This is a genomic window from Microbacterium sp. UBA1097 (assembly GCF_002313585.1).
GTDB lineage: Bacteria > Actinomycetota > Actinomycetes > Actinomycetales > Microbacteriaceae > Microbacterium.
On record NZ_DCBW01000059.1, the window covers coordinates 22,578 to 40,210 of the forward strand.

The following is a 17,633-nucleotide window of genomic DNA, read 5'->3' on the forward strand; positions in this document are numbered from 1 at the left end:
TAGCGGCACACAGCAGACTCAGCCGAACAGAAGGTACCGCGACGGATCGTCGGGAAGAACCCAGTTGAAGCCCTCCTCCGCGAACACAACGACGAGGTTGATCGCGATCGTGGCGACGAACGCCCACACCACGACCCACGCGAGAATGCGCAGCCACGGGGTGGTCGGGGCGACCGGCACGACATCCTGCGCGAACACCGCCACGACGCAGGCGAACACGATCACGACGACGAAGGTGATCAGCGCCCACGTGTACAGGTGCAGCCCCAGAACCGCCTCGCCGTACCCGGGGTCACCGGGCAGGATGTGGAGCAGGATCTGCCGAATGGAGATCGCCGCGCCCACGACGGCACCGAGGATCGCAAGCCCCAGGCCGGTCGCGAGTTCGCGCAGCAGAAGCTCGCCGCGCAGCGCCCTCACCACGACGTACAGCGCTCCGAGGCTCGCCAACATCATGCCCATCCGCTGCAGGATGCACAGCGGGCACGGCAGTTCGCCGAGCCCGAATTGGAAGACGAACATCGCCATCGACAGGATGCCGACATAGGCCACGAGGAAGGCCACGAAGGCCCAGAACGAAAGTTTGCGAACCACGATCGAGGCGGACATCAGAAGCTCAACTCCAACACGTCGTTCGCGTGGTAGGCGAACAGCCCGATCACGGCAAGCGCGGCGACGGCCCAGGAGCCGATGACCAGCCACCGACTCTTGGAGAAGATGATGATGAGGGCTACCGCGAGCAGCACGCCGAAGATGAGGGTGTCCACGCCCTCAACGTAGCGGGGGCTCCAGCTCGGGAGCCATAGCGCGCGGAGCCGGCGAGCCGTCCGACGTTCAGTCGCGCGAGCTCGCGTTCACCTCGCCGGAACGCTCTTGACCGCTGAGGGCTGCGATCGCGTTCATCGTGCGCTCGGTGATCTGCCGCCGGGCTTTGCCTGCCGGAACGCCATCGAGATCGGAGAGGTCGAGCGGCTCACCGAAATGCACCTCGATTCGAGACCTTCCCGGCACCAGGTGGCTGAAGGGCTTGACGGTGCCGGTACCGATCAACCCCACGGGGACGACCGTCGCGCCGGTGTCGTACGCCATCCATGCCGCTCCCCCGTGCCCCTCGTGCAGTCTGCCGTCGCGCGAGCGGGTGCCCTCGGGGAAAACGGCGAAGACGCTGCCGGCTCGAAGGATGCTGGCACCGGCCTCGAGTGCCGCGCGCGCATCGCGTCCCGTTGCGCGGTACACCGGCACCCCGCCGATCGACGTGAAGAACCAGCGCATGAACCGTCCGAGCAGCCCGGACCCCGTGAAGTACGACGACTTGATGAGGAACTGGACAGGTCGCGCGGCGGACGTAGGGATGATGACGGTGTCGAGAGACGAGAGGTGATTGCTCGCGAGCAGGACGGGTCCGCGCGGGGGCACGTTTCCCCGACCGACGATGCGCGGCCGGTACAGGATCCAGAACAGCGGGCGGAGGACGACCCGCCCGAGGAAGTAGATGAATCCTGGCCGGGAGACACGGCGGGGCGGAGCGGGATCTGTCACCCCGCCACCCTATCGGCGGCAGAACACGGCGTGATGGCACGCCCTGAAGGAGGAGCCGATCAGATGGCGAAGCCGAGGGCACGCATCATGTCGCGACCATCGTCGGTGATGCGCTCGGGGCCCCACGGCGGCATCCACACCCAGTTGATACGGAAGCGTTCCACGACATCGTCGAGGGCCTGCGCCGTCTGCTCTTCGAGGACGTCGGTGAGCGGGCACCCGGCGGAGGTCAGCGTCATGTGGATGACGAGAGCGTCGTTCTCGTCATCCCAGCTGAGGTCGTAGATCAGTCCGAGGTCGACGACATTGATCCCGAGTTCGGGATCCATGACGTCCTTGAGGGCCTCGGTGACCTCGTCGAACTTCTCAGGGCTGAGAGTCGCGGTCATGACTTGATCCTAGGCGCCGGATCCGGCGGCGGGCTCGAGAAAGCGATCGTATCCCTCGGCCTCGAGCCGGTCGGCAAGCTCCGGCCCGCCCTCTTCGACGATGCGTCCGCCGACGACGACGTGCACGAAGTCGGGGTGGATGTAACGAAGGATGCGGGTGTAGTGCGTGATCAGTAGCACGCCCATGTCGGTCTCGGCCTTGGCACGGTTGACGCCCTCCGAGACGACCTTCAGGGCATCGACGTCGAGACCCGAGTCGGTCTCATCGAGCACAGCGATCTTCGGCTTCAGCAGCTCGAGCTGCAGGATCTCGTGGCGCTTCTTCTCGCCGCCCGAGAAGCCCTCGTTGACGTTTCGCTGCGCGAACTTCTCGTCCATACGGAGGTCCGCCATGGCCTTCTTGACGTCCTTGGTCCACGTGCGGATCGAGGGCGCCTGCCCGTCGATGGCGGACTTCGCCGTGCGCAGGAAGTTCGTCACCGTCACGCCGGGGATCTCGACGGGGTACTGCATCGCGAGGAAGAGACCGGCGCGCGCGCGCTCGTCGACCGACATCTCGAGGACGTCTTCACCGTCGAGCGTGATCGAGCCGCTTGTCACGGTGTACTTGGGGTGCCCGGCGATCGTGTACGCGAGGGTCGACTTGCCCGACCCGTTGGGGCCCATAATCGCGTGGGTCTCCCCCGTCCGAATCGTGAGGGTCATGCCGTTGAGGATCTCGGTCTCTCCGGCATCCGTGTCGACCGTGACGTGCAGGTCGCGGATCTCGAGAACAGCCATGGGGTTCCTTTTCAGTGGATGTCTGGGGTGACGGCCTTGGTGACGGCCGGGTCGATCAGGACGTCGTCGCCCTCGATCGTGACCTCGTACACCGGCACCGGCTCGTACGCGGGAAGGTTCAGGGGGCGGCCCGTCAGAAGCGAGAACGCTGAGCCGTGGGCCCAGCATTCCAATGTCTCGCCCTCGACGAAGCCGTCGGAGAGCGAAATGTCACCGTGTGTGCAGGTATCGCCGATGGCGTGCACGTCACCGTTGGAGTCTTTGACGACAGCGATCGCAACACCGTCGATCACGACGCGCTTGGCAGCGTCCTGTTCCAGCTCGCTCAGCGAGCACACGCGGGTGGCGCTCACGCAGCAGCCTCCTGTTCGAGTTCGGCGGTGACCGCCTCGGTGAGTTCAGCCTCGAGCTCGGGGATGCCGAGGCGCTGGATGATGTCGCTGAGGAATCCGATCACCACGAGCCGGCGGGCTTCGTCTTCGGGGATACCTCGCGCCTGCAGGTAGAAGAGCTGCTCGTCGTCGAAACGACCGGTGGCGCTGGCGTGTCCGGCACCCTGGATGTCGCCGGTCTCGATCTCGAGATTCGGGATCGAGTCGGCGCGGGCACCGTCGGTGAGCACGAGGTTGCGGTTGGCTTCGTAGGAATCGGTGCCGACGGCCTCGCGCCCGATGAGCACGTCCCCGACCCAGACGCTGCGTGCGCTCGAGCCCTGCAGGGCTCCCTTGTAGAGCACGTCGGCACTCGTGTTCGGGCCGCGGTGGTGGACGTACACCTGGCTCTCAAGGTGCTGACCGGAGTCAGCGAACGACAGACCGTAGACCTTGCCCTCGGATCCGGCGCCGGCGAGATCGACGGAGGGGTTCACCCGCACTACCGCGCCACCGAGGCTCACGACGGTGTGCCGGAGGGTCGCGTCGCGTCCCACGACAGCCTGGTGCGCGGCGACGTGCACCGCATCGTCGTCCCACCGCTGCAGCGAGATCAGCGTGAGGCTGGCACCGTCACGGACGATGATCTCGACGTTCTGCGCGAACTGGGCCGACCCTTCGTGGCGAAGCACGACAGTCGCACGCGAGTGCGGGGCAGCTTCGATCACTACGTGGGAGTGGGCGCGAAGTTGGGCGCCGGAGCCCGTGAAGACTACTTCGACGGGCTCATCGAGTTCGGCATCGGCCGGCACCTTCAGATAGAGCGCTTGCGCGGAGCGCTGCCAGGCGATTGCGCTCGGCAGATCCTCGGGCACGAAGGCTTCGCCGCGCGGTGACTCGCCGACAGCGAGGCCGGCTGCCGCGAGCGGGCCCGTCACCGTGATGCCGACAGCGCCTTCGTCGCCGGGCTCGTCGGCGAACAGCGGAGCGACAGCCGCGATGGGGCTGTGCTTCCAGTTGACTTCGCGCCCGGTCGGTGCACCGAACGCCGAGGGCTCGTACGAGCGCGGGCGTTCGGAGCGGGTCTGGACGGGAACGAGGTCCCAGCCCCCGTCGGTGTGCGCGGTCGATCCGGGCGCCGTCGCCGACGCCTGTGCGGTAGTCGTCATCTCAGCCGACGCTGCCTTCCATGCTCATCTCGATGAGCTTGTTCAGTTCGAGGGCGTACTCCATGGGCAGTTCGCGAGCGATGGGCTCGATGAATCCACGAACGATCATTGCCATCGCCTCGTCCTCGGGAAGCCCCCGGGACTGCAGGTAGAAGAGCTGCTCTTCACTGACCCGCGAGACTGTCGCCTCGTGTCCCAACTGCACGTCGTCGACGCGGATGTCGATAGCCGGGTAGGTGTCGGAGCGGGAAACGGTATCGACCAGCAGCGCGTCACAGCGAACCGTGTTGGCGGAGTGGTGGGCATTCGGGTCGACCCGGACCTCGCCCCGGTACCCCGCGCGACCGCCGCCTCGGGCGATGGACTTCGAGACGATCGAGGACGTCGTGTACGGCGCCATGTGGATCATCTTCGCGCCGGCATCCTGGTGCTGCCCGGGGCCGGCGAAGGCGACCGAGAGGGTCTCGCCCTTCGCGTGCTCCCCCATCAGGAAGACCGACGGGTACTTCATCGTCACCTTGGAGCCGATGTTGCCGTCGATCCATTCCATCGTGGCGCCCTCGTGGGCGACGGCGCGCTTGGTGACCAAGTTGTAGACGTTGTTCGACCAGTTCTGGATCGTCGTGTAGCGCACGCGGGCGTTCTTCTTCACGATGATCTCGACGACTGCCGAGTGCAGGGAGTCGCTCTTGTAGATCGGGGCCGTGCAGCCCTCGATGTAGTGGACGTATGAGCCCTCGTCGGCGATGATCAGCGTCCGCTCGAACTGGCCCATGTTCTCGGTGTTGATCCGGAAGTAGGCCTGCAGCGGAATCTCGACGTGCACCCCGGGCGGCACGTAGACGAATGACCCGCCCGACCACACGGCGGTGTTGAGAGCCGCGAACTTGTTGTCACCGGCGGGGATGACGGTGCCGAAGTACTCCTCGAAGAACTCGGGGTGCTCGCGCAGCGCCGTGTCGGTGTCCATGAAGATGACACCCTGCGCCTCGAGGTCCTCGCGGATCTGGTGGTAGACGACCTCGGACTCGTACTGCGCCGCGACGCCCGCCACAAGGCGCTGGCGCTCGGCCTCGGGGATACCCAGCTTCTCGTAGGTGTTCCGGATCTCTTCGGGGAGGTCTTCCCAGCTCTGCGCCTGCTTCTCGGTGGAGCGCACGAAGTACTTGATGTTGTCGAAGTCGATCGCGCTGAGGTCGGCACCCCAGGTGGGCATGGGTTTGCGGCCGAAGAGCTGCAGGCCCTTCAGTCGGGTCTTCAGCATCCACTCCGGCTCGGATTTCAACGAGGAGATCCCACGGACCACGTCCTCGTTGATTCCGCGCTGAGCCACCGCGCCGGCGGCGTCGGTGTCGTGCCAGCCGAACTCGTAGACTCCCAGGCTTTCGAGTTCGGGACGCTCGATCAGCACATCGGACATCGGTTTTCTCCTTCGCGGCCATTGCGGTGTCATCCGCACCGACATCCGTCGCCCCCGGCGGAGTACCGGAGGGGATGTCGCTTACGGGCCCTTTCACGTCTTCGGCGAATTCTCGCGCCTAGACTGGTGATGATCCTGCGGCATTTCTCCGCGGAATCAGACCCTTCGAGTCTACAGGCATCGACCCAGCCCCGGGCCGAGCACGCCGCGCCCCCACAGGGCGATCCCAGGAGTGAAGACCGTGTCCGCACCGTCCCCGTCCCCCGCCCGCGTTTCGCTATTCGGGAGGTTCTGGGCATGGTTGCCTGACCACGTCGATCGGCGCGTCCGGGTCGCCGCGTGGTTGTCGTTTCTCGCCGAGGTGCTGATCATCGGGACCGGGGGCGCGGTGCGTCTGACCGGCTCGGGCCTGGGGTGCCCGACCTGGCCCACCTGCACCGCGGAGTCGATCGTCAACACGCCGGAAATGGGTATTCACGGGTTCATCGAATTCGGCAACCGCACCCTGACAGGTCTTGTCGGCATCCTCGCGATCATCGTGTTGGTCTTCGTGCTGAAGATGCGCCGGGAGCGCCGCGACCTTTTCGTTCTTGCCCTGGTGGTGGTGCTGGGCGTGGTCGCGCAGGCTCTTGTCGGCGGCATCACCGTGCTCACCGGGCTCAACCCGTTCATCGTCGGCTTCCACTATGTCGCCTCGGTCATCCTCGTGGCCGTGTGTGCCGCGTTCCTCGTGCTCATGCGCACGCCGGGGGGCCCGCGCGCTCGCGCTGTGACGCGTGCTCACGCACTGTGGGCCCACGTGGCCACGGCTGTGCTGGCCCTGACGATCTTCTTCGGCATCCTGACCACCGGTGCCGGCCCCCACTCGGGCGACGAGGATGCCATTCGCAGCGGCTTCGATGCGGAGCTGCTCGAACACATCCACGCCTGGCCGTCGTACGCACTGTTCGCGCTGACGCTGGTGCTGCTGGGCTTCGCCTACCGGCGGCGCCAGGAACTGCCACGCGTGTTCGGTTGGACCCTCACGGTGCTCGGGGTCGAGATCATCCAGATCGCCGTGGGCCTCTTCCAGGCCCGTAACGGACTTCCCCCGATCGCCGTGGGCATCCACATGGTGCTGGCATCGCTGCTGGCCGCCGCGATGACGGCGCTCATCCTCAATCTCAAGCAGCCGCGTGTCGCCGAGTTCACGCCGTCGGACCCGGTCGGCGCACAGGCGATCCATAGCTGACGCATCGACACGGCACGCGTCGAGGGACCAGACTGGTCGCGCCGATCTCTTCGGCGTGACTGACATCGATCCCTTCGCAGGAGTTTCCCTATGACCAATCGTCTCGCCCGCAGCGTTCCCTTCTGGGTGCTGCTTCTCGCCTCCCTCGCCAGCATCGGCATCGGGCTCTGGCTCGTGCTGACCAAAGTGAGCGAGATGAGCGCAACGCTCGCGGATGGTTCGGCGACGTACGAGCAGGTCTACGTGAGCCCTGCGTGGATCGGATTCGGCGGTGTCCTGGTGGGCGCCGGCATCCTCGGTCTGCTGCTCGTGCTGACCCTCGCCGCCCTCCGCTCCGCTCTGCCCGCCCCCGCGGCCGAGACCGCCATCGTGGAAGAAACCGTCATCGTCGAGGAGGCGGCTCCGGTCGCCGAGCAGGCTCCTGTCTTCGAGGATGCCGACGTCGAGACCTCGACGACCGACACCGCCCCGCCCGGTGCCGCGGCAGAGGCCGCAGCGCAGAGCGACACTGGCGCACCCGAGAACCGCTGACCTTAGCGCCGGCTCATAGCGAAGGCCCTCCCGCCGAACATCGTTCGACGAGAGGGCCTTCGCTTATCCGCGGGCCACCCGGGGATGGCGCGCTCAGAACGGGAGCAGCGGATCGACAGCGATCGCGACGAACAGCAGCGTCAAGTAGGTGATGGATGCGTGGAACACACGCATCGGCCGTGGCTCCGTGCCCCGCACCGCGCGAGCGTAGAGAACGTGTGACTCGTAGATGAACCACCCACCGAACACCAGCGCCGATGCCGTGTAGACGAGCCCCATCGAGGCGACAGGAATCAGGAGGAGCGAGGTCACGACAGTCGCCCATGCGTAGAGGATGACCTGAAGGCCGACCTGCGAGCCAGAGCGCGTGGCGCCCAGCATCGGAACCTCGACCTCGTCGTACTGGTCGCGGTACTTCATCGAGAGCGGCCAATAGTGAGGCGGGGTCCACAGGAACACGAGCAAGAACAGGATGAGCGCGGGCCAGGCAAGCGTCCCGGTGACCGCACTCCAGCCGATCAGCACCGGGAAGCATCCGGCGATGCCGCCCCACACGATGTTTTGCTCGGTCCGGCGCTTGAGGATCATCGTGTAGATGACGACGTAGAAGAAGATCGCACCCGCCGACAGCGCCGCGGCGAGCCAGTTCGTCGTGAAGCCGAGCCACAGCGTCGAGGCGACAGCAAGCGACCAGGCGAAGATCAGTGCACCCCGGGGCGAGACCTCGCCGGTGACGAGCGGGCGATTCTCGGTGCGCTGCATGTGCGCGTCGATATCGCGGTCGAGGTACATGTTGAACGCGGCAGCCGAGCCGGCGCTTGCCGAGCCGCCGATCACGGTGGCGACGACCAGCCACAGCGGCGGGAATCCCTGCTGCGCGAGGATCATGACCGGAACCGTCGTCACCAGCAACAGCTCGAGAACGCGCGGCTTGGTCAGGGCGATATAGGCGCGGACGGTGCGGCCGAACGAGGCGGGTGCGAGCTGCGCACGCGTCGTCGTGGAAATGTCCATTGCCCTCACTATCGGCCGTCAACCCGGGGTTTCCAGTCTATGGCATACCCCACGCGAGGTAGGCGCCGGCGGAGCATGCACGGCACGCGGCGGCCGGGGTGCGGGGCGTCGAAACACGGCCCACTGGGGGAACCGGAATCGCTATGCTGAAAACACACGCGCGCTCTGCGCCGGCTGCTCTTCCCGTGGTGACGCGGTCTGCGGACCGGTGGTCTCAGGGCGCACCCCTCTCGAACGGAAGGCAATCCGGTGACGGAACTGCGTTGGGATGAGATCGACAAGCGCGCGGTGGACACCGCTCGCGTTCTCGCGGCGGATGCCGTGGAGAAAGTCGGCAACGGACACCCCGGGACGGCGATGAGCCTCGCTCCCGCGGCGTATCTGCTGTATCAGCGCGTCATGAAGCATGACCCGGCTGACACGCACTGGCCCGGCCGCGACCGTTTCATCCTCTCGTGCGGTCACTCCTCGCTCACGCAGTACATTCAGCTCTACCTCGGCGGATTCGGTCTCGAGCTCGATGACCTGAAGGCGCTCCGCACGTGGGGATCTCTCACCCCCGGTCACCCCGAGTACGGCCACACGAAGGGTGTGGAGATCACGACGGGACCGCTCGGCCAGGGCCTGGCATCCTCGGTTGGTTTCGCCTACGCAGCACGGTACGAGCGAGGTCTGTTCGACCCTGAGGCACCGGCCGGCGAGTCGCCCTTCGACCACTTCATCTACGTCATCGCCTCCGACGGCGACCTTGAAGAGGGTGTGACGAGCGAGGCATCCTCGCTCGCTGGACACCAACAGCTGGGCAACCTCGTCGTCATCTATGACTCGAACCAGATCTCGATCGAAGACGACACGAACGTCGCTCTGACCGAGGATGTCGCGAAGCGCTACGAGGCCTACGACTGGCACGTGCAGACCGTCGACTGGAAGAAGTCGGGCGAGTACGTCGAGGACGTGCAGGAGCTGTACGACGCCATCGAGAAAGCCAAGGGCGTCACCGACAAGCCCTCGATCATCATCCTCAAGACGATCATCGGCTGGCCTTCCCCCGGCAAGCAGAACAGCGGCAAGATCCACGGCGCCGCGCTCGGCGGCGAAGAGCTCGCCGCGACCAAGAAGGTCCTCGGCTGGGACCCCGACACGACGTTCGACGTTCCCGACGAGGTCATCGCCCACACCCGCTCGCTCGTCGAGCGCGGCGAGGCCGAAAAGGCTGCATGGCAGGAGAAGTTCGACGCGTGGGCCGCAGCTAACCCCGAGCGCAAGGCGCTGTGGGACCGGCTTCACGCTCGCGAACTTCCCGCGGACATCGCTGACGCACTCCCCCAGTTCGAGGCAGGCAAGGATGTCTCGACCCGCGCCGCATCGGGTCAGGTCATCAACGCGCTGGCCGCTGAGCTGCCGGAGCTCTGGGGCGGCTCAGCCGACCTCGCGGAGTCGAACCTGACGACCATCAAGAATGCGGCGTCGTTCATCCCCGAGGAGTGGTCCACGCACGAGTGGTCGGGCAACCCGTACGGCCGCGTGCTGCACTTCGGCATCCGCGAGCACGCGATGGGGTCGATCCTCAACGGCATCGTGCTGCACGGTCCGACCCGTCCGTTCGGTGGCACGTTCCTGATCTTCAGCGACTACATGCGCCCGCCGGTGCGCCTTGCTGCGCTGATGAACATCCCGACGCTGTTCGTGTGGACGCACGACTCCGTTGCCCTGGGTGAAGATGGGCCGACGCACCAGCCGATCGAGCAGCTCGCCGCTCTCCGCGCGATCCCGAACTTTGCTGTTGTGCGCCCGGCCGACGCGAACGAGACAGCAGCCGTCTGGCTCGAGCTCGTGCGCCGCCACGGGGGCCCCGCGGGAATCGCGTTGACCCGCCAGAACGTTCCGACGTTCCCCCGTGGCGAGGGTGAGGCATCCGGCGACGAGTTCGCTTCGGCCGACCTCGCCGCCAAGGGCGCGTACGTGCTCGCCGACTCGCCGACCGGCGCCGTCGATGTGATCCTGATCGGGACAGGCTCCGAGGTTCAACTCGCCGTGGCTGCTCGCGAGCAGCTTGCCGAACAGGGCATCGGCGCACGGGTTGTGTCAGCCCCGTCGCTCGAGTGGTTCGCCGAGCAAGACGACGCGTACCGCGAGAGCGTGCTGCCGGCATCCGTCAAGGCGCGGGTCTCGGTCGAGGCAGGCCTGGCGATGCCGTGGCGCGGGATCGTCGGCGACGCCGGCCGGTCCGTGTCGATCGAGCACTTCGGTGCATCGGCTGACTACAAGACGCTCTTCCAGAAGTTCGGCATCACGACCGAAGCCGTCGTGACCGCCGCCCACGAGACCATCGCCGCCGCCGGCGCCTGAGCCGCGGCTGCACACGAAGGAGAACCCATGACCACCCCCACCGAGAAGCTCGTCGCCGAGGGCGTCAGCATCTGGCTTGATGACCTGTCGCGCGAGCGGATCAGCTCCGGCAACCTGGCCGCGCTGATCGTCGACCGCAACGTCACCGGCGTCACGACCAACCCGACGATCTTCGCCGGCGCCCTGGCGAAGGGTAACGCCTACGACCAGGCCATCCGCGACCTGAAGTCTCAGGGGGCTGACACCGAGACGTCGATCTTCACGATCACGACGACCGACGTGCGCGACGCCGCCGACATCTTCCGCCCGGTCTACGACGCGACCGGTGGCGTGGACGGCCGCGTATCCATCGAGGTCTCGCCCGAGCTCGCACACGACACCGAGGCGACGATCGCTCAGGCCAAGGAGCTGTGGAAGGTCGTCGACCGACCGAACGCGCTCATCAAGATCCCCGCGACCAAGGCCGGACTCCCCGCGATCACCGAGGCGATCGCGTCGGGCATCTCGGTGAACGTCACGCTCATCTTCAGCCTCGAGCGCTACGCGGCTGTCATCGACGCCTACCTCACCGGTATCGAGCGGGCCAAGGCTGCTGGCCACGACATCAGCACGATCCACTCGGTCGCCTCGTTCTTCGTGTCGCGCGTGGACACCGAGGTCGATAAGCGCCTCACCGCTATCGGGTCGGATGCCGCGACGGCACTGAAGTCCCGCGCCGGCATCGCCAACGCGCGCCTCGCGTTCGAGCTCTTCGAGAAGGAGTTCGCTACCGAGCGCGCAACGGCACTGGTCGCCGCAGGTGCCACCGTGCAGCGTCCGCTATGGGCGTCGACCGGCGTCAAGGACCCCGCTCTTCCCGACACGCTGTACGTCACCGAGCTCGTCGCGCGGGGCACCGTGAACACGATGCCTGAGAAGACGCTCGAGGCGACCTTCGATCACGCCGACGTCGTCGGCGACACGATCACCGGCAACTATGGCGATGCTCACGCCGTGTTCGACGGCCTCGCATCGGTGGGGATCGACTTCGCCGATGTCACGCAGGTTCTCGAAGACGAGGGCGTCGACAAGTTCATCGCCTCGTGGCACGAGTTGCAGGCGACGGTGACGACAGCCCTCGAGAACGCGGACGTCTGAGCCGGCGATGGCATTCGACATCCACCTGACCGGGCACGTCAAGTCGGTCGTCGAGGCGACGCTGCCCGGTCTCGTCGGCGATCTCGTCGCGTCGGGCCTCACCGCGGGCGACAGCTCGCTGTGGGGTCCGGATGCCGAGGCCGAGGCATCACGCCGGCTCGGGTGGCTCGAGGCTGTCACGGTCTCCCTGCCGCTGGTGCCGCAGATCGTTGCGCTGCGTGAGGAGCTCGTCGCGAAGGGGCTCACGCGGATCGTCCTAGCCGGCATGGGCGGGTCCTCGCTCGCTCCCGAGGTGATCGCGCAAACCGCCGGAGTTCCGCTGGTCATCCTGGACTCGACGTCGCCCGGTCAGGTGCTCGCAGCCCTCGACGACGACCCCGAAGCTGGCGGTCTTGAGCGCACGGTTCTCGTGGTGGCATCCAAGTCCGGATCGACGGTCGAGACGGATTCCGCGAAGCGTGCCTTCGAGGCGGCATTCCGGGACTTGGGTATCGACCCCACCGAGCGGATCATCGTGGTCACCGACCCCGGTTCGCCCCTGGACGAGTCGGCACGTGCCGACGGGTACCGAGTGTTCAACGCCGATCCGAGCGTGGGTGGCCGATACTCAGCGCTGACGGCTTTCGGGCTGGTCCCCGCGGGCCTTGCCGGCGCCGACATCCAGGAGCTGCTCGCCGAAGCCGATGCGACCCTCCTTGAGGTCGCCATCGACAGCCCCGAGAACCCAGCACTGGTGCTTGCTGCCGCAATCGCCGGCGGCGAGCCGCGCCGCGACAAGCTCGCTCTCATCAGCGATGGCACGCACATCGTGGGGCTCCCCGACTGGATCGAGCAGCTGATCGCGGAGTCGACGGGAAAGAACGGCACCGGCATCCTGCCCGTTGTCATGCTGCCCGTCTCACCCGAGCTCGAATCCACACCCGCAGACCTGCAGGTGCTGCGCCTGGTCGACGAGGCAAACGAATTCCACCTGTTCGAACATCACCAGGGCGAGATCCTGGTCAGTGGTTCCCTCGGGGCCCAGTTCGTCGTGTGGGAGTACGCGACCGCGATCGCGGGACGGATGCTCGGTATCAACCCGTTCGACCAGCCCGATGTCGAGTCAGCCAAGGAAGCCACGCGGGGACTCCTCGAGCGCACGCCCGAACCGACTGCACCGGCGTTCGTCGTCGATGGCGTCCAGGTGCGGGTCACGGATGCCGCGCTTGCGGCATCCGGCACGATCGCCGGCGTCCTCGACGCACTGTGGGCGCAGCTGCCTGCCGACGGATACGTCTCGGTGCAGGCCTACGTCAACCGCCTCGCGATCCCCCAGCTCCAGGGCCTGCGCGAACTCGTCGCTGCCGATTCGGGCAGGCCCGCCACGTTCGGCTGGGGTCCCCGGTTCCTGCACTCGACGGGGCAGTACCACAAGGGCGGACCCGCGAACGGGGTGTTCTTGCAGATCGTGGAGCGCACCGATACGGATGTCGAGATCCCCGGCCGGCCGTTCACCTTCGGTCAGTTGATCGCCGCGCAGGCCGCGGGAGATGCCGAAGTCTTGGCCGCGCACGGGCGTCCCGTCGTCACGCTGACCCTCACCGACCCCCAGGTCGAGGTTCTTTCCCTGTTCGAAGCTGCTCAGTAAGGCATCCCATCCGATGACAGTCGAGATCTCTCGCGGGCACAATCCGCTGCGCGACCCCGAAGACGCACGCCTGAATCGGATCGCGGGCCCCAGTGCCCTCGTGATCTTCGGCGTGACCGGCGACCTCTCTCGCAAGAAGCTCATGCCGGCCGTGTATGACCTCGCCAATCGCGGGTTGCTCCCGCCGGGGTTCGGACTGGTCGGGTTCGCCCGCCGCGACTGGGAGGATCAGGACTTCGCGCAGGTTGTGCACGACGCGGTCCGCCAACATGCGCGAACCGCGTTTCGCGAGGAGACCTGGCAGCAGCTGCTGCAGGGCATCCGCTTCGTTCCCGGCGAGTTCGGCGACGACGACGCCTTTGCGCGGCTGCGCGAGACCGTGCAGAGCCTTGACGAAGAGCGTGGCACCATGGGCAACCACGCGTTCTACCTGTCCATCCCTCCGAAGGACTTCCCGGTTGTCGCACGGCAGCTGCGAACGTCAGGTCTCGTGGATGACACCGCCGACCAGCCCGAGCGGTGGCGACGAGTCGTCATCGAGAAGCCGTTCGGTCACGATCTCGCGTCGGCCCGCGAGCTCAACGACGCGCTGCGCTCGACCTTCCCGGCCGATTCGATCTTCCGGATCGATCACTACCTCGGCAAAGAGACGGTCCAGAACATCCTCGCGCTGCGGTTCGCGAACGAGCTCTTCGAGCCGATCTGGAACCGCAACTACGTCGACCACGTCCAGATCACGATGGCCGAGGACATCGGCGTGGGCGGCCGCGCCGGCTACTACGACGGCATCGGGGCAGCGCGCGACGTCATTCAGAACCACCTGCTGCAGCTTCTGGCACTGACGGCCATGGAGGAGCCCATCAGCTTCGACGCGAGCCACCTGCGTGCCGAGAAAGAGAAGGTGCTCGCTGCCGTCACGCTGCCCGCAGACCTGTCGCTCGCGACAGCGCGCGGCCAGTACGCCGGAGGGTGGCAGGGTGGCGAACACGTCACCGGATTCCTCGACGAAGACGGGATGAAGCCGGACTCGACGACCGAGACCTACGCGGCCCTCAAGCTCGAGATCAACACGCGCCGCTGGGCGGATGTCCCCTTCTACCTCCGCACCGGAAAGCGACTCGGACGCCGCGTGACCGAGATCGCCGTGGTGTTCAAGCGCGCACCCGAGCACCTGTTCACGCGTTCCCAGACATCCGGACTCGGTGAGAACGCGCTCGTCATCCGCGTGCAACCGGATGAGGGTGTCACGATCCGCTTCGGCTCCAAGGTCCCCGGTGCAAGCACGCACGTGCGAGACGTCACGATGGACTTCGGCTACGGACACGCGTTCACCGAGGCCAGTCCCGAAGCCTACGAGCGGCTCATTCTCGACGTCCTGCTCGGGGATCCCCCGCTGTTCCCCCGCCACGAAGAGGTCGAGCTCTCGTGGAAGATCCTCGACCCCGTCGAAGAGTTCTGGGCGCAGCAGGGCGGGCCGCTCGACCAATACGAACCGGGGTCGTGGGGGCCGAAGTCAGCCGACCAGCTCCTCGCCCGCGACGGACGCACCTGGAGGCGGCCATGATCGTCGATCTTCCCGACACGACAGTCAGCAAGATCTCGCGCGCGCTCATCGATGTGCGTGAGGAGGGCGGCGCCGTTGCGCTCGGACGTGTGCTCACGCTCATCATCGTGACCACCAACGGCGGCACCGAAGACGGTATCGAGGCTGCCAACGACGCGTCTCGCGAGCATCCGATGCGAGTCATCAGCCTCCGACTCGACCCTGAGGGCGAGCCGAAGCTGGATGCCGAGATCCGCGTGGGCGGCGACGCGGGCGCGAGCGAGGTCGTCGTGCTCAGGGCTTCCGGCGACGCGGCATCCAACGTCGAGAGCCTTGTCACGGGCCTGCTGCTGCCCGACGCACCGGTCGTGGTGTGGTGGCCCGACAATCCGCCGGCCACTCCCTCGCAGTCCCCCCTCGGTCGGATCGCTCAGCGCCGCATCACCGATGCCTCGACCGTGCCGTTCGAGGCCACGCGTGTTGCTCACCTGGGTGACTGCTACTCGCCGGGTGACACCGACCTCGCCTGGACGCGCCTCACGCATTGGCGCGAACAGCTCGCCGCTGTGCTCGACCAGCCGCCGTACGAGCCGATCACCGCGGTGGAGGTTCGCGGCGCTGAAACGTCGCCGTCGACAGCACTGTTGGCTGCGTGGCTGCGCCTGACTCTCGGTGTGCCGGTGGACTGGCACTACCTCTCCCCCGACGAATGGAGCGACGGCATCAAGTCGGTCCGCCTCACGCGTGCCAGCGGCGACATCGTTCTGGAACGTTCGAGCACCGCGATCGCCTGCCTGACGCAGCCCGGACAGCCGCAGCATGATCTCGTGCTCCCCCGCCGGACGCTGCGCGAGTGCCTCGCCGAGGAGCTCCGCCGGCTCGACGCCGACCTCTTGTATGGTCGAGTGATCACCGAGGGCTGGGCACTGCTCGACCCGCCACAGTCGCAGGAGACCCATGGCTGAGATCACGAACGAGAAGCGGGTGCTCATCAGCCCCGACCGGGCCACGCTCGCCGACTACGTGGCGAACCGGTTCCTGCGCCGCATCGAGAAGCAGGCTGATGAACCCGCCGTTCATGTCTCGCTCACCGGCGGAACCATGGGCATCGCGGTGCTCGAGGCTGCTGCAGCAAGCCCGCGGCTGGCGGGCCTTCGCTTCGACAATGTTCACTTCTGGTGGAGCGACGAACGATTCGTTCCGCGTCAGGATGCCGAGCGCAACGACAAGCAGGCGCGCGAGGCGCTGCTCGATCGGCTGGACATCCCCGCTGGCAACATCCACAGCGTCGCCGCCAGCGACGAGGGTGTCGACCTGGATGAGGCGGCTCGCGCCTATGCTGCCGAGCTCGCTCGCTTCGCCCAGCCCGGCGGGCCCGCCTGGCCGTCCTTCGACATGTGCTTTCTGGGGGTGGGGCCCGACGCACACATCGCCTCGCTCTTTCCCGACCACCCCGAGATCCGCGACACCGAGAACGCCGTGCTTCCGGTCCGGAACTCGCCTAAGCCGCCGCCGGAGCGCGTGACCTTCACGCGGCCGGTGATCAACGGGTCGCAGCGCGTATGGCTGGTCATGTCCGGCCCCGACAAGGCCGCAGCCCTCGGGCTCGCGCTTGCCGGCGCCAACTACACGAGCGTCCCTGCCGGCGGGGCGAAGGGACGGCGACGCACCGTCTTCTTCGTCGACCGGGAGGCTGCCGAACAGGTCCCGCCCGACCTGATCGACCAGGAGTACTGAGCCGAGTCGATTGACGAGAAACGCCCGGCCCCTCAGGGAGACCGGGCGTTTCTCGTGCAGGGAGCCCCTGCGGAAAGTCTCAGAGACCGCGGCGCTCGCGCAGCGACTTCAGCGCGTCATCCAGGAGCGCGTCGGCTTCCTCTTCGGTGCGACGCTCCTTCACGTACGCGAGGTGCGTCTTATAGGGCTCGGCCTTCGCCATCTGCGGCGGGTTGTCCTTGTCACGCCCGGCCGGGAGACCGGAGTGCGGCGAGTCGATAGTCTCGGGGATCTCCTCATCGGGAATACCCGCCGCGAAGTAGCGGACGGTTTCGTTGCCGAGAGCATCCCAGTACGAGACGGCGACGCGGTCGGCGTGATAGCCGTGGTCCTGTTCGCCCATGGGACCGGCACCCACCCGGGTGCCGCGGATTGCGTTGCCGCCGGTTGCCATCAGATCACCTGGAACTTCGTAACGAGGCCGAGTCCGACGATGGTGATGAACCATACGAGAGCCAGCACGATGGTGAATCGGTTCAGGTTTCGCTCAGCAAGACCCGACGATCCCAGAGCTGAGGTCATTCCGCCGCCGAACATGTCGGAGAGGCCACCACCTCGGCCCTTGTGCAGCAGGATCAGCAGCGTGAGCAGCAGGCTCGTGATGCCCAGAATCACCTGCAGGATCAGTTCGAGAATCGCCAAGACGTGAAACCTTTCGTCGCGACGGTGTCTCGTCGCACAAGCGTCCAGTATACGGAAAGAGGCGCGCGCGTTTCGTTTCGGCCCGCCGCGCTGTCGCTGGGTGACCGGGTCATCC

Annotated in this window: 19 protein-coding genes; 8 read left to right on the forward strand and 11 right to left on the reverse strand. The window is 66.7% G+C overall.

Annotated elements, in window-relative coordinates; genetic code table 11:
- Nucleotides 1–18: 18 nt before the first annotated feature.
- From B4F19_RS13800 to sufB, 8 genes are all read right to left on the reverse strand, one after another.
- Complete coding sequence (locus B4F19_RS13800) at nucleotides 19–609, reverse strand: disulfide bond formation protein B (RefSeq protein ID WP_292735715.1); 591 nt, start codon at nucleotides 607–609, stop codon at nucleotides 19–21.
- On the reverse strand, nucleotides 609–767 hold the full coding sequence (locus B4F19_RS13805; protein ID WP_228179041.1) for a DUF5993 family protein: 159 nt from the start codon (nucleotides 765–767) through the stop codon (nucleotides 609–611). Before B4F19_RS13805 ends, B4F19_RS13800 begins: the two co-directional genes overlap by 1 nt.
- 67 nt (nucleotides 768–834) lie before the next feature.
- Nucleotides 835–1,539, reverse strand: a complete 705-nt coding sequence (locus B4F19_RS13810; RefSeq protein WP_228179040.1) for a lysophospholipid acyltransferase family protein — start codon at nucleotides 1,537–1,539, stop codon at nucleotides 835–837.
- A 59-nt stretch (nucleotides 1,540–1,598) separates the two neighbouring features.
- Nucleotides 1,599–1,928, reverse strand: coding sequence for a metal-sulfur cluster assembly factor (locus B4F19_RS13815; protein ID WP_195693758.1), 330 nt, complete (start codon nucleotides 1,926–1,928; stop codon nucleotides 1,599–1,601).
- 9 nt (nucleotides 1,929–1,937) lie between these two features.
- The gene (gene sufC, locus B4F19_RS13820; protein ID WP_228179039.1) at nucleotides 1,938–2,708 is read right to left on the reverse strand and encodes a Fe-S cluster assembly ATPase SufC; all 771 of its coding nucleotides are present in this window, start codon (nucleotides 2,706–2,708) and stop codon (nucleotides 1,938–1,940) included.
- Nucleotides 2,709–2,719: 11 nt separating this feature from the next.
- Nucleotides 2,720–3,061 (reverse strand): non-heme iron oxygenase ferredoxin subunit, encoded by a 342-nt coding sequence (locus B4F19_RS13825; RefSeq protein ID WP_228179038.1) that lies wholly within the window; start codon nucleotides 3,059–3,061, stop codon nucleotides 2,720–2,722.
- Nucleotides 3,058–4,248: a Fe-S cluster assembly protein SufD gene (sufD, locus tag B4F19_RS13830; RefSeq protein WP_292735720.1), complete on the reverse strand. Its 1,191-nt coding sequence runs from the start codon at nucleotides 4,246–4,248 to the stop codon at nucleotides 3,058–3,060. The genes B4F19_RS13825 and sufD overlap by 4 nt, the downstream gene beginning before the upstream one ends.
- A gap of 1 nt (nucleotide 4,249) precedes the next feature.
- Nucleotides 4,250–5,668, reverse strand: coding sequence for a Fe-S cluster assembly protein SufB (sufB, locus tag B4F19_RS13835; RefSeq protein ID WP_228179036.1), 1,419 nt, complete (start codon nucleotides 5,666–5,668; stop codon nucleotides 4,250–4,252).
- A 241-nt stretch (nucleotides 5,669–5,909) separates the two neighbouring features.
- Between sufB and B4F19_RS13840 the strand changes: the two genes are divergently transcribed.
- Both B4F19_RS13840 and B4F19_RS13845 read left to right on the forward strand, forming a co-directional pair.
- Nucleotides 5,910–6,899, forward strand: a complete 990-nt coding sequence (locus B4F19_RS13840) for a COX15/CtaA family protein (RefSeq protein ID WP_228179035.1) — start codon at nucleotides 5,910–5,912, stop codon at nucleotides 6,897–6,899.
- 90 nt (nucleotides 6,900–6,989) lie between these two features.
- Nucleotides 6,990–7,430, forward strand: coding sequence for a dinucleotide-utilizing enzyme (locus B4F19_RS13845; RefSeq protein ID WP_292735723.1), 441 nt, complete (start codon nucleotides 6,990–6,992; stop codon nucleotides 7,428–7,430).
- Nucleotides 7,431–7,523: 93 nt separating this feature from the next.
- Here B4F19_RS13845 and B4F19_RS13850 read toward each other — a convergent pair whose 3' ends face one another.
- Nucleotides 7,524–8,444 carry a heme o synthase gene (locus B4F19_RS13850; protein ID WP_292735726.1) on the reverse strand — a complete coding sequence of 307 codons (921 nt, stop codon included), beginning with the start codon at nucleotides 8,442–8,444 and terminating at the stop codon, nucleotides 7,524–7,526.
- 249 nt (nucleotides 8,445–8,693) lie between these two features.
- Here B4F19_RS13850 and tkt point away from each other — a divergent pair, with 249 nt between their 5' ends.
- The 6 genes from tkt to pgl are packed head-to-tail and all read left to right on the forward strand — an operon-like array spanning nucleotide 8,694 to nucleotide 16,837.
- Nucleotides 8,694–10,793, forward strand: a complete 2,100-nt coding sequence (gene tkt, locus B4F19_RS13855; protein ID WP_228179032.1) for a transketolase — start codon at nucleotides 8,694–8,696, stop codon at nucleotides 10,791–10,793.
- A 27-nt stretch (nucleotides 10,794–10,820) separates the two neighbouring features.
- Nucleotides 10,821–11,930, forward strand: a complete 1,110-nt coding sequence (gene tal, locus B4F19_RS13860; protein ID WP_292727578.1) for a transaldolase — start codon at nucleotides 10,821–10,823, stop codon at nucleotides 11,928–11,930.
- 7 nt (nucleotides 11,931–11,937) lie between these two features.
- Nucleotides 11,938–13,557 (forward strand): glucose-6-phosphate isomerase, encoded by a 1,620-nt coding sequence (locus tag B4F19_RS13865; protein ID WP_292735729.1) that lies wholly within the window; start codon nucleotides 11,938–11,940, stop codon nucleotides 13,555–13,557.
- Between the two features lie 13 nt (nucleotides 13,558–13,570).
- Nucleotides 13,571–15,121, forward strand: coding sequence for a glucose-6-phosphate dehydrogenase (gene zwf, locus B4F19_RS13870; protein WP_228179029.1), 1,551 nt, complete (start codon nucleotides 13,571–13,573; stop codon nucleotides 15,119–15,121).
- Nucleotides 15,118–16,065, forward strand: coding sequence for a glucose-6-phosphate dehydrogenase assembly protein OpcA (locus B4F19_RS13875; protein ID WP_228179028.1), 948 nt, complete (start codon nucleotides 15,118–15,120; stop codon nucleotides 16,063–16,065). Before zwf ends, B4F19_RS13875 begins: the two co-directional genes overlap by 4 nt.
- On the forward strand, nucleotides 16,058–16,837 hold the full coding sequence (gene pgl, locus B4F19_RS13880; RefSeq protein ID WP_292727583.1) for a 6-phosphogluconolactonase: 780 nt from the start codon (nucleotides 16,058–16,060) through the stop codon (nucleotides 16,835–16,837). Before B4F19_RS13875 ends, pgl begins: the two co-directional genes overlap by 8 nt.
- A gap of 79 nt (nucleotides 16,838–16,916) precedes the next feature.
- Here the strand turns inward: pgl and B4F19_RS13885 are convergent, their stop codons facing one another.
- Together B4F19_RS13885 and secG are read right to left on the reverse strand one after the other, a co-directional pair.
- Complete coding sequence (locus B4F19_RS13885) at nucleotides 16,917–17,270, reverse strand: RNA polymerase-binding protein RbpA (protein ID WP_228179026.1); 354 nt, start codon at nucleotides 17,268–17,270, stop codon at nucleotides 16,917–16,919.
- A complete protein-coding gene (gene secG, locus B4F19_RS13890) occupies nucleotides 17,270–17,518 on the reverse strand; it encodes a preprotein translocase subunit SecG (protein ID WP_228179025.1) in 249 nt (82 codons plus the stop codon). The genes B4F19_RS13885 and secG overlap by 1 nt, the downstream gene beginning before the upstream one ends.
- Nucleotides 17,519–17,633 lie beyond the last annotated feature (115 nt).